Annotated in this window: 20 protein-coding genes; 6 read left to right on the top strand and 14 right to left on the bottom strand. The window is 48.3% G+C overall.

Going from position 1 to position 15,114, the window contains the following annotated elements:
• Positions 1–312 precede the first annotated feature (312 nt).
• Complete coding sequence (locus tag QT979_RS17370; RefSeq protein WP_333311201.1) at positions 313–1,263, bottom strand: tyrosine-type recombinase/integrase; 951 nt, start codon at positions 1,261–1,263, stop codon at positions 313–315.
• Between the two features lie 255 nt (positions 1,264–1,518).
• Between QT979_RS17370 and QT979_RS17365 the strand changes: the two genes are divergently transcribed.
• Positions 1,519–1,734 carry a hypothetical protein gene (locus QT979_RS17365; RefSeq protein WP_333311200.1) on the top strand — a complete coding sequence of 72 codons (216 nt, stop codon included), beginning with the start codon at positions 1,519–1,521 and terminating at the stop codon, positions 1,732–1,734.
• A gap of 243 nt (positions 1,735–1,977) precedes the next feature.
• Here QT979_RS17365 and QT979_RS17360 read toward each other — a convergent pair whose 3' ends face one another.
• Complete coding sequence (locus QT979_RS17360; RefSeq protein WP_333311199.1) at positions 1,978–2,115, bottom strand: hypothetical protein; 138 nt, start codon at positions 2,113–2,115, stop codon at positions 1,978–1,980.
• A gap of 90 nt (positions 2,116–2,205) precedes the next feature.
• On the opposite strand from QT979_RS17360, the gene QT979_RS17355 reads away from it, so the two are divergent.
• Positions 2,206–2,688: an Hsp20/alpha crystallin family protein gene (locus QT979_RS17355; protein WP_333311198.1), complete on the top strand. Its 483-nt coding sequence runs from the start codon at positions 2,206–2,208 to the stop codon at positions 2,686–2,688.
• A gap of 311 nt (positions 2,689–2,999) precedes the next feature.
• Entirely contained in the window at positions 3,000–3,128 is a 129-nt protein-coding gene (locus QT979_RS17350; protein ID WP_333311197.1) for a hypothetical protein, read from the top strand.
• A 212-nt stretch (positions 3,129–3,340) separates the two neighbouring features.
• Here QT979_RS17350 and QT979_RS17345 read toward each other — a convergent pair whose 3' ends face one another.
• The 12 genes from QT979_RS17345 to QT979_RS17290 form a co-directional block, all read right to left on the bottom strand.
• A complete protein-coding gene (locus tag QT979_RS17345) occupies positions 3,341–3,649 on the bottom strand; it encodes a 3'-5' exonuclease (RefSeq protein WP_333311196.1) in 309 nt (102 codons plus the stop codon).
• A gap of 39 nt (positions 3,650–3,688) precedes the next feature.
• Positions 3,689–3,943 carry a hypothetical protein gene (locus QT979_RS17340; RefSeq protein ID WP_333311195.1) on the bottom strand — a complete coding sequence of 85 codons (255 nt, stop codon included), beginning with the start codon at positions 3,941–3,943 and terminating at the stop codon, positions 3,689–3,691.
• Positions 3,944–4,059: 116 nt separating this feature from the next.
• Positions 4,060–5,988: a hypothetical protein gene (locus QT979_RS17335; RefSeq protein ID WP_333311194.1), complete on the bottom strand. Its 1,929-nt coding sequence runs from the start codon at positions 5,986–5,988 to the stop codon at positions 4,060–4,062.
• A complete protein-coding gene (locus QT979_RS17330) occupies positions 5,910–6,380 on the bottom strand; it encodes a hypothetical protein (RefSeq protein ID WP_333311193.1) in 471 nt (156 codons plus the stop codon). The genes QT979_RS17335 and QT979_RS17330 overlap by 79 nt, the downstream gene beginning before the upstream one ends.
• 2 nt (positions 6,381–6,382) lie before the next feature.
• Positions 6,383–7,150, bottom strand: coding sequence for a hypothetical protein (locus QT979_RS17325; protein WP_333311192.1), 768 nt, complete (start codon positions 7,148–7,150; stop codon positions 6,383–6,385).
• Positions 7,151–7,225: 75 nt separating this feature from the next.
• Positions 7,226–7,582, bottom strand: a complete 357-nt coding sequence (locus QT979_RS17320) for a hypothetical protein (RefSeq protein ID WP_333311191.1) — start codon at positions 7,580–7,582, stop codon at positions 7,226–7,228.
• A 68-nt stretch (positions 7,583–7,650) separates the two neighbouring features.
• On the bottom strand, positions 7,651–7,857 hold the full coding sequence (locus tag QT979_RS17315; RefSeq protein WP_333311190.1) for a hypothetical protein: 207 nt from the start codon (positions 7,855–7,857) through the stop codon (positions 7,651–7,653).
• A 100-nt stretch (positions 7,858–7,957) separates the two neighbouring features.
• Positions 7,958–8,143 (bottom strand): hypothetical protein, encoded by a 186-nt coding sequence (locus tag QT979_RS17310; RefSeq protein WP_333311189.1) that lies wholly within the window; start codon positions 8,141–8,143, stop codon positions 7,958–7,960.
• 312 nt (positions 8,144–8,455) lie between these two features.
• Complete coding sequence (locus QT979_RS17305; RefSeq protein ID WP_333311188.1) at positions 8,456–9,052, bottom strand: hypothetical protein; 597 nt, start codon at positions 9,050–9,052, stop codon at positions 8,456–8,458.
• Complete coding sequence (locus QT979_RS17300) at positions 9,030–9,368, bottom strand: hypothetical protein (protein WP_333311187.1); 339 nt, start codon at positions 9,366–9,368, stop codon at positions 9,030–9,032. The genes QT979_RS17305 and QT979_RS17300 overlap by 23 nt, the downstream gene beginning before the upstream one ends.
• 108 nt (positions 9,369–9,476) lie before the next feature.
• A complete protein-coding gene (locus QT979_RS17295; protein WP_333311186.1) occupies positions 9,477–9,662 on the bottom strand; it encodes a hypothetical protein in 186 nt (61 codons plus the stop codon).
• Entirely contained in the window at positions 9,659–10,246 is a 588-nt protein-coding gene (locus QT979_RS17290) for a hypothetical protein (RefSeq protein ID WP_333311185.1), read from the bottom strand. The genes QT979_RS17295 and QT979_RS17290 overlap by 4 nt, the downstream gene beginning before the upstream one ends.
• Positions 10,247–10,441: 195 nt before the next feature.
• On the opposite strand from QT979_RS17290, the gene QT979_RS17285 reads away from it, so the two are divergent.
• The 3 genes from QT979_RS17285 to QT979_RS17275 form a co-directional block, all read left to right on the top strand.
• A complete protein-coding gene (locus QT979_RS17285) occupies positions 10,442–10,726 on the top strand; it encodes a hypothetical protein (protein ID WP_333311184.1) in 285 nt (94 codons plus the stop codon).
• 155 nt (positions 10,727–10,881) lie between these two features.
• Complete coding sequence (locus tag QT979_RS17280) at positions 10,882–11,466, top strand: hypothetical protein (protein WP_333311183.1); 585 nt, start codon at positions 10,882–10,884, stop codon at positions 11,464–11,466.
• A gap of 339 nt (positions 11,467–11,805) precedes the next feature.
• On the top strand, positions 11,806–15,114 hold a 3,309-nt coding region (locus QT979_RS17275), incomplete at its 3' end, for a DUF3854 domain-containing protein (protein WP_333311182.1).

Here is a 15,114-nt window from a genome sequence, read left to right as displayed (position 1 = left end):
AATGGTAATTCAAGAAGTTAATTGTTGATGTTGGTTATTGGCTAAAGTGTTGGTTGATTGTACCCTGTCTCAAATACCGATTTTTTTTTCACCCTTGTCTATGGTTTAATTCTATGTTGGTTATTGGCTAAAGTGTTGGTTGATTGTACCGCTGTGATGCTTGAACATCCGAGGGCAATCTTTCGACCGATGCAGTAATGCAGTAAGTAGACCAGACTCTCAGACGTGAACCTTATCGCGCTTGAGAGGAAAATAGAAGGCACGGCCTAGCATTGCTCAAGAAAATCTGCGATGAGCTCTCCACCCTAAAAATCAAAACCCTAAGTGCTGCACAGCCCGTCGTTTCGTTTCTTCGCCCCGGCGATCGTACTTAGCTGTTGTCACAGGAGAGGCGTGACCTGCCAACTTCTGCACTGTCACGATATCGACTCCAGCATCGAGGAGGTCTGAGCAAAACGTGCGGCGGAAATCGTGAGGCGAGAAAGAATCCACTCCAGCGAGGAACGCCCGTCGCTGCAAAATCTTTAAGACACCATCGTCCGTCATCCGCCGAAATTGAATTTCTCCTCCCTTACGGATGGGAAAAAGCAGCGGCCCTGGCGCTTCTCCCCTCAACTTGAGCCACTGTTCCACCAACGCCATCGCTGCCTCTGGGAGATAAACCATCCTGTTTTTCTTCCCTTTCCCGAATCGAATTTCCAATGCTCCCGTGGAGCGGTTGAAATCCTCCAAATTAAGGCTGACTGCTTCAGCGCGGCGGATGCCTCCCCCCCGCAAGATAGCAATCAAGGCTGCATCTCGAACATCAAGGGTACTCTCGCCAGAGCAGCTTTGCACCAGCGCTGCAATTTCATCCGGGGATAGCGCCCGCCCCCTGGGTTTTCCCGATTGCTTGACGCTTCTGACATCCACCGCTTTACTGTAATCTTGAGAGTCTATTAAATCTAACCGCAGAGCCTCCTTCAACACACGCCTCAAGGCGCACAGCATTTGATTGACCGATGCTGGCGCGTACTTTTTCTCCAGTGCCGAGCGCAGCGCTGCCGTGTGCCTGTAGCGCAATGCTGCCCAATTCAAAGTCATCGCACCGCACTCCCCATTAGTGAGCAGCTTCGCCATGATGTCGAGTCCTGCCACCATCGTTGCCTTCGAGCGATCGCTCCCCAAACTATCGAGGTACACCGCTGCTGGATGCAATGCCAGCGGCACCGGTGCGTGCAACTTCAAGGTTTCGGGCTGTTGCTCTTCAAGTAAGTTGAGCATTTACTCTTTATAACTTTCCTTATAAATACTAATTTAGACTAAGGAAGACTTGCCTTTATCCAAAATTTACCTCTCAAAAGAGTCGCCCGAAGCTCCACCTGGAGGTTGGTTCTCCCCCAAGGCAGAGGCTTGGAGAAACCGAACCAAACCCAACACGCCCGCCCTGCCCCCAATCTCGAAGAGTGCGGTCGCTACACTTTCTATGCACACAACCCGAGCCCCCATTGCATCGGCCTGCCTAACTAATTATTTCTCGTGTCCCAATATCAAGGTCGTGTTGCGGGGTTTGTACGAAAGGAAGCCCAAAGTGCGAGCGTGATTTTGAGTTGGATGCGAAAGGCGATCGAGATGGAAGATGAGGTGAGTCAAAATCGAGATGTCAACGGATTAGATAGATGCGTCGGAAGGGGGCGTAGACATCGCTCTCAAGTACAGCCATTGACTCTTACACATTTTAGAGAAGCGCTTTGAGCTCTTACTACTTGTTGAACTAGCGACACATAACCTCTTGGGCGATCGCATTTTTAAGAAGGGGATTATGCGAGATCCCTCATGAGCGCGAGCGATGGCTATGGGAAAGCAGCTCACACCCGCTCTGTACGTCCTTACACTGCTAAACATCACCCGCACTGTGCTTTTTTTTTGTACGGTTGGCCACACCGCCGATCCTTCCCCCGACGCTCGCACGCCAGCAGAGTTCGCTCGGCAGGGTCATCATGGCGTTGCTACAGCATTTTCGGTTTCTAGGAATAGCTTTGTACGGTTTTCTTCAATGCCAATTAATTCTGCTTCTTTCGCACTTATTCTGGCAAATACGACCAACAGAGTGGGGTTCTCCTGACTGTTACTCACACTTAGAAAGCGGCATCATAATAACTGTAAGCAATGAGCTTCAACCAAACTTTCCTTATAAAGCATTACCAATCTTTGAGGTGACACATTATGTTGATGCGCTCTTGGCAACCCTTCACGGAAATTGAAACCATCCGTCAGCAACTCGATAAAGTTTTTGACCAACTGGCAACAACGAGAGATAATTCAGAAGCCACTTGGATGCCCGCTCTAGAATTGGCTGATGCTGGGGACAACTTCGTATTAAAAGCGCAACTGCCCGGAATTGACCCCAAAGACATTGACGTTCAAGTGACTCGCGAAGCAATTTCTATCTCTGGCGAACGCCGCTACGAAAACACAGACGAGAAATCTGGCTACGTCCGCTCTGAATTCCGCTACGGCAAATTCCACCGGGTGCTTCCCTTGCCCGCCCACATTCAAAACGACTCTGTGCAGGCTGAATGCAAAGATGGCATTCTAACGCTAACTCTGCCCAAAGTGACTGAAGCTCGCAATAAAGTTGTCAAGATTAACTTAGCCGAAATTGCTGGAACTACAGCGAATCCCGCTTTGGAACAGGCTAGCCAATAACGATCTGCTGTGCTTAATCGAGTGAGGCAAATTTCTCCAAATTGAGCCTGATTGGATTTACTTAACAACAACGGAACTGGAAAAATTGATGCCGGGAGCTACACTTGCTCTCGGTATTTTTTATTTGGGAAAGCCGAGCGAAAAGCTACCTACAACTATCCTGAACCCGCAGTGAATTCAGTAACGCTTACAAGGCAGGCTTCCAGTAAATGCAGTCGATGTGCACTTCGCGAGCAGAATACCCAATCGTGAGTCCAGGGGCATTGAAGTGCCTCGCTCATGCGTTCCACCTCATTCTGTGGCGAATAAAGATGCTTGGAGTGCGGAGCGACCACCGCAGACAGTCCAACGTATCGCCGGGACAATTATCCCTGTTCCCGGATGGTGCGGTGGATTGGGATATCATGAATTTTTCTGAGGAATGGGCACGGGGCAATTGATTTGCTCCGAATCCGCTGCCATTCGTTTAATAAGCTCAAAAGCAGCCGTGCAATCTCAAGAGAGCTCGGTGTCCGCCGTTGAGAGGAACATACCGATAATATGAGTGATAATAACTCCAGTTTCCGGCCCATTGCGCTACCCATTCCATCAAACAATCAGAGCGCTTTGCCAACTTCAAAACCGGCAAACTGTGAAGCCGACAGCAGTAATTTTAAATTTTGATATCGAAAGCAGAATTGTAGATTAATACTCGTTTATCTTTCAGGGCTGCATCCGTGGGATAGACTTCGGGGAAGGTAGGAGCATCGGCTACCATTGCACCGCTAATGCCGTGAATCTCTGTTACTTCTGCAGGTATCGGAATTGAGGGCTTGATGAACGTATTCAGCAACATTTCACCTAGGCGATCGATAATTGCTATCTCTACAATCTCAGCACGCACGAGCCCCGTAGTTTCAGTATCTAGAATCACCCAATCGTTTTGGGTTAATTGTTCTCTTGCCCAAAGAACAGCACTCACCCTATCTCTTTCTATGAAACCTACTTCTCGATACCACTCTCAATAATTCCGCTTGATTTTGGCTTTGAGGCGGTTGGCGGCAAGGGTTTCCAATTGTTTGGGAGATGGCTTTCTTTTTGGTCGGCAGGATTTGGGATTAGTCGAATCGTAGAGGAACACGTCGTATTTTCGCGTTTCGACAATGCCTGAAGGTTTCAGAGGTGATAAAGCCAATTCACCCAATTGCTTTTTAGTTTTGAGATGTTCTGGTGGCTCATTGAATTCACCCCACCAACTGTATTTTGTTAGTTCCATAATCGCAGGTTCCCCATCTCTGCCATTTCATTTTCGCACCAATGTAGAGAATCAAAGCAACTGCAACTAGCATATTTGTTGGTAATGGAGTGCCTAAGTTTTACCCAAAATTTATGCTATTCCACAATCTTTCCAAAGGTTGACTCAAGGGCATGATACCAGTCTTTCGCTTTCTGGAATGCTTTACCTCCCGTACCGCAGCCAAACACATCTCGACTGCTTGCCGTAACTCCCAATCTCAGTAGTTTTAAGCTCAACCAAAGCGCTTTATCTGGTTGAGCGGGAATCAGGCTAATGACTTCACTTACTGTATCTACTTCACTGCTTCCCCGACTGCTCAGTAGCGCCATTACCCTCGCCAATGCCTTCGAGCGCTCTGGTTCGGGAAGTAGGGAAGTAGTGCTGTAATCCTTATCCTGCAACGCTTCACTAGCTTCATCCGCCGCTTTGTCCGCTTCACCTTCTGATGAAGTAGCAGTATCTTCCCGTGCAGTAACTTCATCACTTTGCCAGGATTCTAGGAGCCTTTTCTTGGCTAATTCCCACAGTTCTTGAGAGTCTTCTGATTCTTGATTCGGAGCCAACTCAGTTGCTTGGGATGTTTCACTATTTACGGAAGTTTCTGGTTGGGATGACAGGTTGGGAAGCTGTCGTTGCCATTGGCTCAAGTCGGGTACAACAGCGGGAAATTCTCCTAACTCGCAGCTAATCCATGCAGCCCGATTACCCAGCGATTCCAAGTAATCCCGTACTTGCTGGTACTTGGCGTATTGTTCCGAATCCTTGGGATATTTGTTGCGATACTTTTCACACTCCTCTAGGGCGAATCTACCCATATAAATGCTGCAAAAACACTCAGCTAAATCGCTCTCATCCTCTAATCCCCATGTCACCACCTGCCGCCCCTGAGCCAGAGCAAAGATGCGGATGCCGAGTTCGCGGGCGAGAGTAATCATATCGCCCATAATCTGTTTGGCAGAAGGCGATATGATTTGCTTGGTTTTGCGATCGACAATCGCTTTGATATTCTTGCTAATCACTCTCCATTCATCAATGCCCACATTCCAAATTGGGAAATCAATTCCCTTCGCCATCAATACAGTGCGACGAATTCTTTCAGACTGCAAACTTTCTAAAGCTGTTCGGATGGCACCGTAATCTTCGGGAACTCCAATTACCTCTAATCCAGTCCATTGATGCGGTTTCCGTTTGATGGTAATTACTAGCTTTTTATCGCATGGCATCACATCCATCAGCCAATCAAATAGCGTGGTTTTTCCGCCATTTGTGGGTGCAACTCCTCTCAAGTGAGGAAACATCTCAGGAGTATCCCTAAACTGCTTCCAATCAAAGAATTTAACTCCTAAATCTGGGGTAATTGGCAGTTCTACGCCCAACAATTGATTGCTCTTTGGTGCAGGTGCTGCGTTTTGTTCGACTTGGGCATCTTCAAATTCCTGGAACTTTGATTCCATTGAAGCCGGCAAAGATTTAGGGGTTGTCAAAGCATCCAACAGTTCGGGGTTCTTCTCCAAATAAAGCGTGTTGTAGCCGTCGTAGAGTTCGCGCTTGAAGTCCTTCACTCTCAAGTCAGCGGCAATCGCTGTTTTCTGGATTTCTTCCTCATCCAAAATGTCGCTGGTAGTTGCCTCTAACTGCTTCTGCCGAGCTTCATTGAGAGCAGCCTCTTCCTCGCTCTTTCTCTGCTTCACCGATGCTGCACCCGATGCAAAATAACCCGCACCAAAGCTCATTGCACCAATTACGCCGGATGCAGTACGCAGCAGCCCCCAACCTTGATGCAGCTTCACAAACTTGGCATTCTTGGGATACTGTGAACCCGTTACCACAACAGGCGTACAGGGGTTTGTAGCTCCATTGCAGTAGCTGACGTGCTTGTCGAAGTACCCGAATAAGCTAAACCCGCTACACCCGATGCCCACAATCAAAAGAGCGAGATCGCTTTTCATCGGGTCAGCCTCCGCAGCAGTGTGACCGACAAAAGCAGCGCGACCGACACACCGACAATCACGACAAGCTGCCACACTGGGATTAAGCCAAAGCCTACGCTTAAAGGCATATTTGCCAGTAGCCACGCCGCATCCCAAAATGCAGCAACAGTTCCGACAATCACTACCAACCCGCTAATCCGCCTCATGGATAGTAAATAAGAGGTTGGGTTTTTTGGTTTTACTACAAACAGAAACCCTGCTACTAAAATCACTGCGACGAGCATTACAGGAGCACTGAGAATCCTCGAAACGTGAGCAATTGACAACCCAACCGCAAACCAAAATCCTTGACCGCAGAAGCTATTTAAGTTCTTGAAAAACCTCAATTGGTCTGATTCTTCTAGGTCGGGGAGTTGTGGTTGTTGTGAAGGTGGAGAGACAGGAGGATTTTGAGGTTTGGGGATGAGAAATGGTGGCAACTGCATGGCTACTTCCCAGAGAAATAATCAAAGGCTTTACCGCCCCATTTTTTTAGCCAACCGCTTTTATTGGTCGCGTTATTGGTTGCGTTATTGGTCGCGTTAGTGGCAGGAATTAATTGTTTGCTACTCGATGATGGCAAACCGTATTTCCCGCGAGTACCGTAAGCGAACAAGTCTTTTATCCTATTTCTCTCTTCGCTTTTTGCCTCTTGAGCTGCTTGTCGCTCCGCATAGTTTGCTGCTTCTTTGTCAGGTTTTTGGGATAGCGCCTCTTTTTGACGGACTAATCTGTTAGCCACAATCTGAAGAGAAATCTCAAGGTCGTATTCGGCTAAATCCCCGTAATCGATAACTTCTTGGTCTAGAAGTCTGACGCCAACATCCGAATCTTTGGCTAGCTTTTTGGTATTGGCTTGCCAACCTTTCCATGCCAAGAATACGTCAAGAGTAGCTCGATCGATCTTCTCCATGCCCTTAGCACCAGCTTTGACGCAGCGCGCTACAAACTCGTTGTACTTTACGACGCCATCAATATAATCGTTGACGTGTTTTTCTAGTTTGTCGAGGTTGTCAATGAGAAACTTGATTTCTTCAACCGAATCTACGAATGCCCCCAATTCTTCCTCGGACATCCCGGCAAACGCTGATGGGTCAAAACCGTAGTATCCCTGAAAAGTAGTCAACATTTCAGGTGCGCTATCAAATGCTTTGACTTTCCCGACTAGGGCTGGGGCGATGGCTCCACCGCCAGTGTATTTAACAATTGCACTCATGGTTTGTCTCCTTTAATCCATTCTGCGGGTTGGTATGCAATCAAATCCATTGTCAGCAGCAAGGCGAGTGTAAGTTTAATTTCCTTGCGGGTCTGTAGAATAGGAACTTTTATCAGAAACTTTCCATTCACCTGACAAATACCAGTCCACCCATTTTGTAGCTGAATCAAAAGCTATATCCTCATTTTCTTCAACGCCAATTTCGATCGGGTCGGGGTCGCCGTCATACACGTACCAGCAGGCGAAATCTGGCTCAACAACGAGTTTTATTTTCAATCCAAAGTGAGCAAAAATCTTAATCTTGTCAGAGGTGAGTTCCGCCACTGGTTCGTCTTCAATAATTTTCCCTCTTCTCTTTAGCTCATCAAATGCAGCGTCGAATACTGCATTTAAAGTGCTTGTGGGTAAAGCTCCTATAATCTTACTCAGCATTGCATTTTGCCTCATTCAGTTGCCTTGCTTTCCCGTTTACATTAGCTAGTGTCAAACAATTCCCAAGCTTACTTTCCCCCAAGTGACGGTGCAAATTGATAGTTGTTGTTCGTGCTGTTGTTGATATTCTGGTCGCCTTGAACTACTGTTGGCGGTAAATCTTTTACGGCTTGCCGATAACCGTCGTGGTAGATAGATTGACCGCCGTAAATTAGCATAGCGGGGATGGCTGAGAATAGGATTGACGCACAAATGACCGAGAGCTTATCCGACATAGTTGTTACCTCGAAGTTTCATTGGGACTGAATGAAATGTAAACCTGTCCTTGACCGCTACATTTAAGCTGTACTCCTTAGCTCTATATGTGCGCTTTACTCAATCCGGTAACAGAATCTCGTTGTCTGTCTTGCTAAAGATGACATTTTTACCGTATTCCACGCAGTAAGGCTTTAGTAACTGATACTTTTCATCCTGGTCAGTAAACAGGATGTGTACCAGTTTTTGTTCTTGCCATCCTGAATTACAGTGTTTAACTGTTGCCAAGAATTCTCTGATTTTCACCCGCACCCTCCTACCAATACAGCCACTTCGCTCACTTTACTGATTGTCGCAAGCTTAGACTTAACGACCCGCCACAATCTCAATCCAGGACACACTAAATACATTTCTATGAAACCGTAACTTTCCAGCATCAGACAAACCTCATTAGCGCGATTGTTTCTTCAGCATAATTGCGATTGGGGGGCAATATAATGCCAGGTTGTTTAGGTTCTCTCCCCCGTTGTAGGCTCAGGAAAAAGATGAGATTTAGGAGCACCTTTTCCCTTTGAGCTTGCCTTAAAGCTAGGGCTTCCCTTAACTCTCGGTGAGCGTCTACCAGAGTCCTGGTGAAATCCTCCGTGGCGGTACTGGCTTGGTTGGTAAAACAGGCTTTGGGGCTGGCAAATTGGCATTCCGCAAATCCAAGGGAGCTGCTTTTACGGCCTCGGTGAGAACGCTGAAATTACTTCGGATATTCGATGCCATATCGGTCAAACCGTGGGTCAGATTTGCACTCAGAGAAATCTTAAAGGCATCTAGGATTTGGTCGCTAACGGCTCCAGCAACATCGGCCATTCCCAAGGATGCTTCGCGAGTCATTCCCTCAATGGCTTGTATGGCTCCGCTTTTCTCTTCTTCTGCATCCCGCTTTTGGTCGCTGGCGATCGCTTCTGAGTCGATGTCATTGCAGTATTCACCGCGTCCGTTCCGAGTTCCAACTACTTGTTTGAGTGCCAAACCGGGTGCAATTCGCTGATTCAGTACCAACTCGAAATACAGGTCGATTTCGGCGCGGTCATCAGGGTTCAAAAGAGAGTTTTGCCAATCGGGCTGTCCTAAAGCTTTCCGAGCGTTGGTTACGTCAGAAACTTTGTTGAGTCCCCATTTGGCTTTGATGTCGCGGCGGTCAATTGTCGGTTCGGTATTCATGGGTGGGTAATCCTTCTTGTGCTAATCGTTCTCGAACAGTGGCAATGCAGCGGTTGGCTTCCAGAATCCAAGTTTCTAAGGTTAGCAAGCAGTTCAAATGAAATTGAGAAAATGTCCGGCGGTAAGGCTGTCTCTGAAACTCGGGGCATTCTGCTTCTAAAAGGGCGAGTCTGGTTTTGAAAGTAGCTTCAGGCATCGGTTTTCCCCCTTTACCTAGAATTACCCTTACCTCTGCTCTGAAGTAATTTCGACGGTTCCATTGGCCGCACCGACTGTTAAAAACAGCTACGTCTACAGGCTTTTTAGGTGTTGGCATTTTCTGGCATTTGATTGGCTACTTGTTAGCTACATCACCCGAAACTCTGATTCTTTCGTTAGCTGTTTTCGGAGTCGCCCGAAGTAGCTAACGAAGAATCAAAAAAAATTATTTCCTTTCCGGCGGGCTAAATGATTTGGCATCCCAGATACCCCAGACTTCGCGGGCAGAAGCTACGGCACCTTGGAGCGCTTCTGCTGCCGATCGCCCGAAAACTATAATCTGGCGGGGTGGATTGTACTTGCGGGTAACGGTAACGCTCCACTTGAATTGATGGCTTTTGAGTGCTTTCATCGATCGTCCCTCCCATCACCGGGTGTGGGTGCAGCTTCCGATGAAGCTAAGAGGGAACCGGAGAACAAGCGAATTAGGCGAAGCGCTTCGGGTTCGGAAAGCCAAACATCCAAGTGTTCCAAGGAATCTTCAAACAAATCCGATAGTTCGCATTGAGAGAGCGCTTGAAGCACCGTCGATGAATAGTGCTGGGCGTAGGTTATCGCTTCAATCAGGGCAAGCTTTTGGATGCGGTTGCAAGTGCTCAGCAGCGATTGCCAACAGGTGTGGAGCTGGCGGCGGGAGAATTGGTCGGCTATGGCTTCTACTAGGGCGATCGCTTCGGATTCGGTTGGCAAGAAATCAAAATCTCGCGGCCACTTATCGCCGAAGCATTCGACAGTTCCGCACTCTTTAATGGAGCGGGCGAGCGTGTCCCTTTGGCGCAGCGAATAAACGGCCGCTTCCATCAAAACCCAGAGTTCTGGGTCTGCCATCGCGTCTACGGATGCCAACAGCGAAGGGTACAAAGAAGCGCTCGTCACTCCTGGCGTTGCAGCAGCAGCGGACACCTCAACCGTTAGCGGTATCGGTATTTGTGTCATGATTGAAAAACCTCATTAATGTGAGTGCCACACCCCGCCCTTTGAGATTTCCAGTCATGGGGGGCGGGGTTTGGTTTTGGTGTTAAACTATGTCTGTGTATGCACATACATAGTTATGTATGCACAGACATAACACTTTTGCTTCTAGGTTGTCAAGCCCTATGATGAAAATTGTTATTTTGTGCATACACAGACATGGCCAGAAAACCCGCAGAACGTAGCGCTTGGGGCGAAAACAAAGAGCGTTACAGCATTTTTGTGACTCCCACCGCGATGAAGGCGATCGACACCAGGGCTGAGGCTCTTGACATCTCGCGCTCTGAATTCTTGGAACAGTTCGCCCGTCAGATGGTGGGGATGACCGATGCTGAACTAAAAAAGGAGGATAGGGAGGAATTGACCAAAAGTTTTGGAGCAGAGTATCGCATTAGCCCGCGAAGAACTTGCTGGCAGAGGTTTGTTTCTCAAGCGCAAGGCTAAGGGCGATCGGGTTCAATTGCTAAAAAATCAAATTATGGAATGGGAAACATTACTTGAAAAACTAAGTTGAACTTTCGGTATACACGCCCGCTTGGACTTTCGGAGTTTGGTGTATACGCCACGTAGGGCGCGATGAAGCGTCAAAGGAGTTTTTGATGAGTGAATCAGTTAGAGCCGTTCGAGCCTCGGTACAGATAGGTTCCCTCACAGTCGATGGGTTCATGCTGCCAGATGGCTCGTATCGGATGAGCCAAACCCAAGTAGCCGAAGCAGCGGGCTTATCCCGACGCAACGTATCCGATTTTTTACGCTCAAACGCCCTGAAAAGCTTGCTGGGTGAAGGTTACACGAGTACGATTTTTGAGCGCGAAGAAATCGAAATCGAGTCTGAACCCGGTAGTCGGGGGCAAAGTCGGTTTCTGTCCGTCCCTCCAGAAATTGCCAGCGCTTACTGGCTGTGGCAAGCTCACCGGGGGAACAAAGCTGCCTTGACCCTTTGCATGGGACTGATTACCGAATCTCTCGAACGGCGGTTTGACGAAGCTTTCGGCGTTACCCGCACTGAGGCTGAACGAAACGAGCTTCTGAGCCAGCGAGTTCTTGAACTAGAACAAAATATCAGAGAAGCGTTTTGGGTTGACGATGAAGCCAGAATCGAACGCGACTACTACGAGCGCCTGCTTAGAGAAAACGGCATCGACCCTTGGAGAATTCCGGGGGCTGAGGATGAACCGGGTTAATTGCGCTCGGCAACAATTGGGATTTTTCGATTTGGAAATTCCTTGCCAGCTAACGGTCTAAGCAATACGTCCGCGTATAGAATTTGAAAAGGCTGTTGTCAACAAGCGACCGCCCCCAACGATTAGACCAGACAAAAAAAAGTCCGCGTCTTTAGAAGAGACGGCAGACAATCAAAAATAAAAAACTTTAGATTCATCATAGTCTATTTCTGCCATTACCGCAGATTTTGCACCTTTGCACATTAACGGTAGTTACAGCAGAGCCGTCTCTTCTACATAAGCGCGGGTTTTTGTACAAAAAACCAGTTAGCACCGCTATGAGTAGCGAGAGAGGCATCTATGAACGTTGTTGCAAATCAATTTTTATCAACTACCGCGTACCTTTGCCCCAAACACAAGACGCACATTGAGAGCAGAGGACTGCTGAACAAGTGGAGTTACGCCAACTGCCGAACCGTCTCTGCTGACGAGGCATCATTTTACTTGGGCTATACCGCCAAGTCTGGTGGCATCTTCTTTATTGGTGCAGGCACACAATTTCAATTCAGACCGGACAAGCCTTGGAAATCAGAAAGCTGCAAGAAAGCGCCCAAATATCGCACACCAGTGGGTGAGTACGACGCATTCTTGCCCCAGCATCCCACCGACAAAAACTACTGGGAACCAGAAAATCTCAAGCAGCACTGCTACCGCATCAACGACCATCCGTGCATTGTCCTCACCGAAGGCCCGTTCAAAGGAATCGCCGGGTGCGCTAACGACATCCCAACTATTGCACTGCTGGGCGTTTCAATGGGTCTAACCTCTAAAAAAGGCGACATTCAAGGCAAGCGCTACTTGGTCGAAACTTTAGAAAAGTACGCCCGTGCCGGCTTCGGGTTCATCATTTCCTTCGATGCCGACGCCGCCACCAACCCAAACGTCACCTGGGAACAGAGGAAACTCGGTCTACAGTTGCTCAAGTTCGACGTTCCGGTCTACAGTGCAACTGGAGGTTGGGATGCGGGCACCGAAGGCGAGACAAAAGGCATGGACGATTTGATTCAACGAAAGAGCATTGAAGCTTTTAGAAAAGTGCTGGCCACGTCCGTTACTTTTAAGGACTGGGAATCAAAAACCTTTGGAGGCGACGGCGGCAGCGGTGGAACTAGAGACAGATACTTAGTCCCCAAGTCCACAACGTTTGAGGTGCACTGCCTCAAGAATTTATTCGGAGATGATTGGATAGTTGTCAATGATGCTTTCTACCAATGGAACGGGCGCTATTGGCAATTCCAAGATGAAGCGGACGTAAACAAACTCATCGGCGACTTTACCGAGAATTGCTACGAAACAGCAGAAGTCGGCAAAAAGTTTAAGTTCGGCACTAACAAATTCTTAGATTCTGCCTTTAAATATTGCCGGAAGGTGCTGCACCAGAAGGTTGACACTTCTCGGAACCACCTCAAATCATTCTCCAACGGCACTGTGGATTTGAGGACTGGCGAACTGTTCCCACACGACAAGGAACATTACCTGCTTTCTTGTTCCCCCTGCGATTATGTGCCAGGGTCAGAATGTCCAGCCGAATTTAAGCAATTCATACTTTCTGCCTACGGTGCCGAGCAAGTAGAAGTCATCAGGGCCGTAACTTCGATGTACTTAGACCCAACCGCACCTTACGGGAAATTTGCTTACTTGATTGGGGATAGCGGTAGCGGGAAAGGAGTGATGCTGCGGACTTGGGCAAACTTACTTGGCGAAGAAAACAGCGTCAGTTCCAATAGCTTGACCGAATTGACAAAACCTGAAGGTCGGCATCAATTATTAACTGGTAAATCCTTGTTTTACATCCCCGATGCTGGCGGCTTTCTTAGCGGACTCAAAGCTTTTTACGAATTGGTGGACAATGGCGGCATTTCGGGACGCGCTCTATTTTCGGCATCGGCTTACCAAAAAAAATGGAACGTGCGATTTGCGATCGCCTCCGTCGAACACATCCAAACGGAGAACAGCGGCGATGGCTGGGACAGGCGCTGCATTCCGTTGCAAACCCGCGCCCGAACGGCAAGCATCGAAGATCCGGAGCTAGGCCGCAAACTATCGGCAGAGCTGGGTTCGATCGCTGGTTGGGCGCTATCAATGGACAAGACAGAACGCAATCGCATTTTGCTCGTACCATCAACCAACCCGTCAATTGTCGCGCTCAAACAAGACGGCGCAATTCTAGGGGATAGCGTTCGCTCTTTTGTAGATCGCTGTTTGAGATCGGGTGGCGATAGTTACGTCGGTAGTGATCTGCACAGTTGGTACGCGGCTTATTGCAAAGCCCACAATCTCTCCCCAAGCGGTTACAACAAATTCGTTCACCACTTGCAGCGAGTATTGTCCAATCACTGGCGAGCTTCCGAGGTTGTGCGAGAAGGCGACAAAATCAAGCGCATTCCGGCTCAGTGGCGGGGACTTCAGATTTTACCGTGCTTTGTTGATGTAGCAGTCGCGGAGGATGAAGGTGGCAGCAACCGACCGCACATCCCGAACTGGGCTTGCATCAAAACTATTTGTGCTGATGGCGGATTGCAAGAATTAACTCAAACCCGCACGGTTACAGGCACTTCAGCGATTGCAGAAATTCCAGCACATTCTCAAATAGCTCAAAGCCTTGCGGTTACAGACGTTACAAGCAATTCTGAAGTTGTTACAACATCTAAAAACCCTACAACCCGCATGGTTACAGACGTTACAGCGTTACAGGATGAAAGTAGCCAACATGAAAAGACCTCATCATACGAGATCGCAGATGATCTTAATAACACGGCTGAAGGTGAACCCTTAACTGAGGTAACTCCTGTAACCACAACTGTTACACCCACTTTTGAGTCCTCAGCACAATCCTGTAACAGCTCAAAAACTTGTAACAACCCTCAGCTATCCGAGCCAGGGACGATCGCCCCCGAGGAATCCAAACCAATAGAGCCAACCGAACCAACAGAGCCGCCGAGCGTCCCGATGGTGAATTGGAATGTTGGCGAGCGAGTAAAAGTTTCGACCCAGTATCCCGGAGCTCAAGAATATATAGACGAGCGGGCCACCGTAGTTAAGGTGTGGAGCGATGGGCTATGCCGGATTGAGCTTGACCGCGAGATTTCAGTCATTGAAGGTAAACCTAAAAAACAATTCAACCTTAACGGGCGTTACTTGGTTTCAGAGTTCGCGACCGACTCAAATCTCAACGAAGAGGAACTAGAACTCGTTAACCTGATGCGGTTCGCGGTTACACAATCAGACCCCCTAGTTACCGATGCCGTGAAAAAATGTCTCACGGAAACTTGCGACAAAGGTTTCGCTAACCGAAAAAAAGTTTGGTTCGCGTTGACGGCGAGTGAGCGAACTGTATTTAAAGCGCTACTAGCTGAGTTAGAAGCTCAGCCTCAGCCGAAACAGTTACCTCACGCCCCCGCCCCTGAAGAGTCCGAGCCAAAAACTCTATCTGCCCCAATCGAACTCTCGAAGTGGGAGTGGGAACAGCCGACAACAGAAGCAGTGACAGAAATCGAACTCTCGAAGCAGGAGTGGGAACAGCCGACAACAGAAGCAGTGACAGAAATCGAACTCTCGAAGCAGGAGTGGGAACAGCCGACAACAAAAGCAGTGACAGAAATCGAACTC

Origin of the sequence: Microcoleus sp. w2-18bC1, from assembly GCF_036700365.1 — a bacterium.
GTDB lineage: Bacteria > Cyanobacteriota > Cyanobacteriia > Cyanobacteriales > Microcoleaceae > Microcoleus.
Note: the sequence above shows the minus strand (reverse complement) of the source record. Positions and strands in the feature narration are given on the sequence as shown.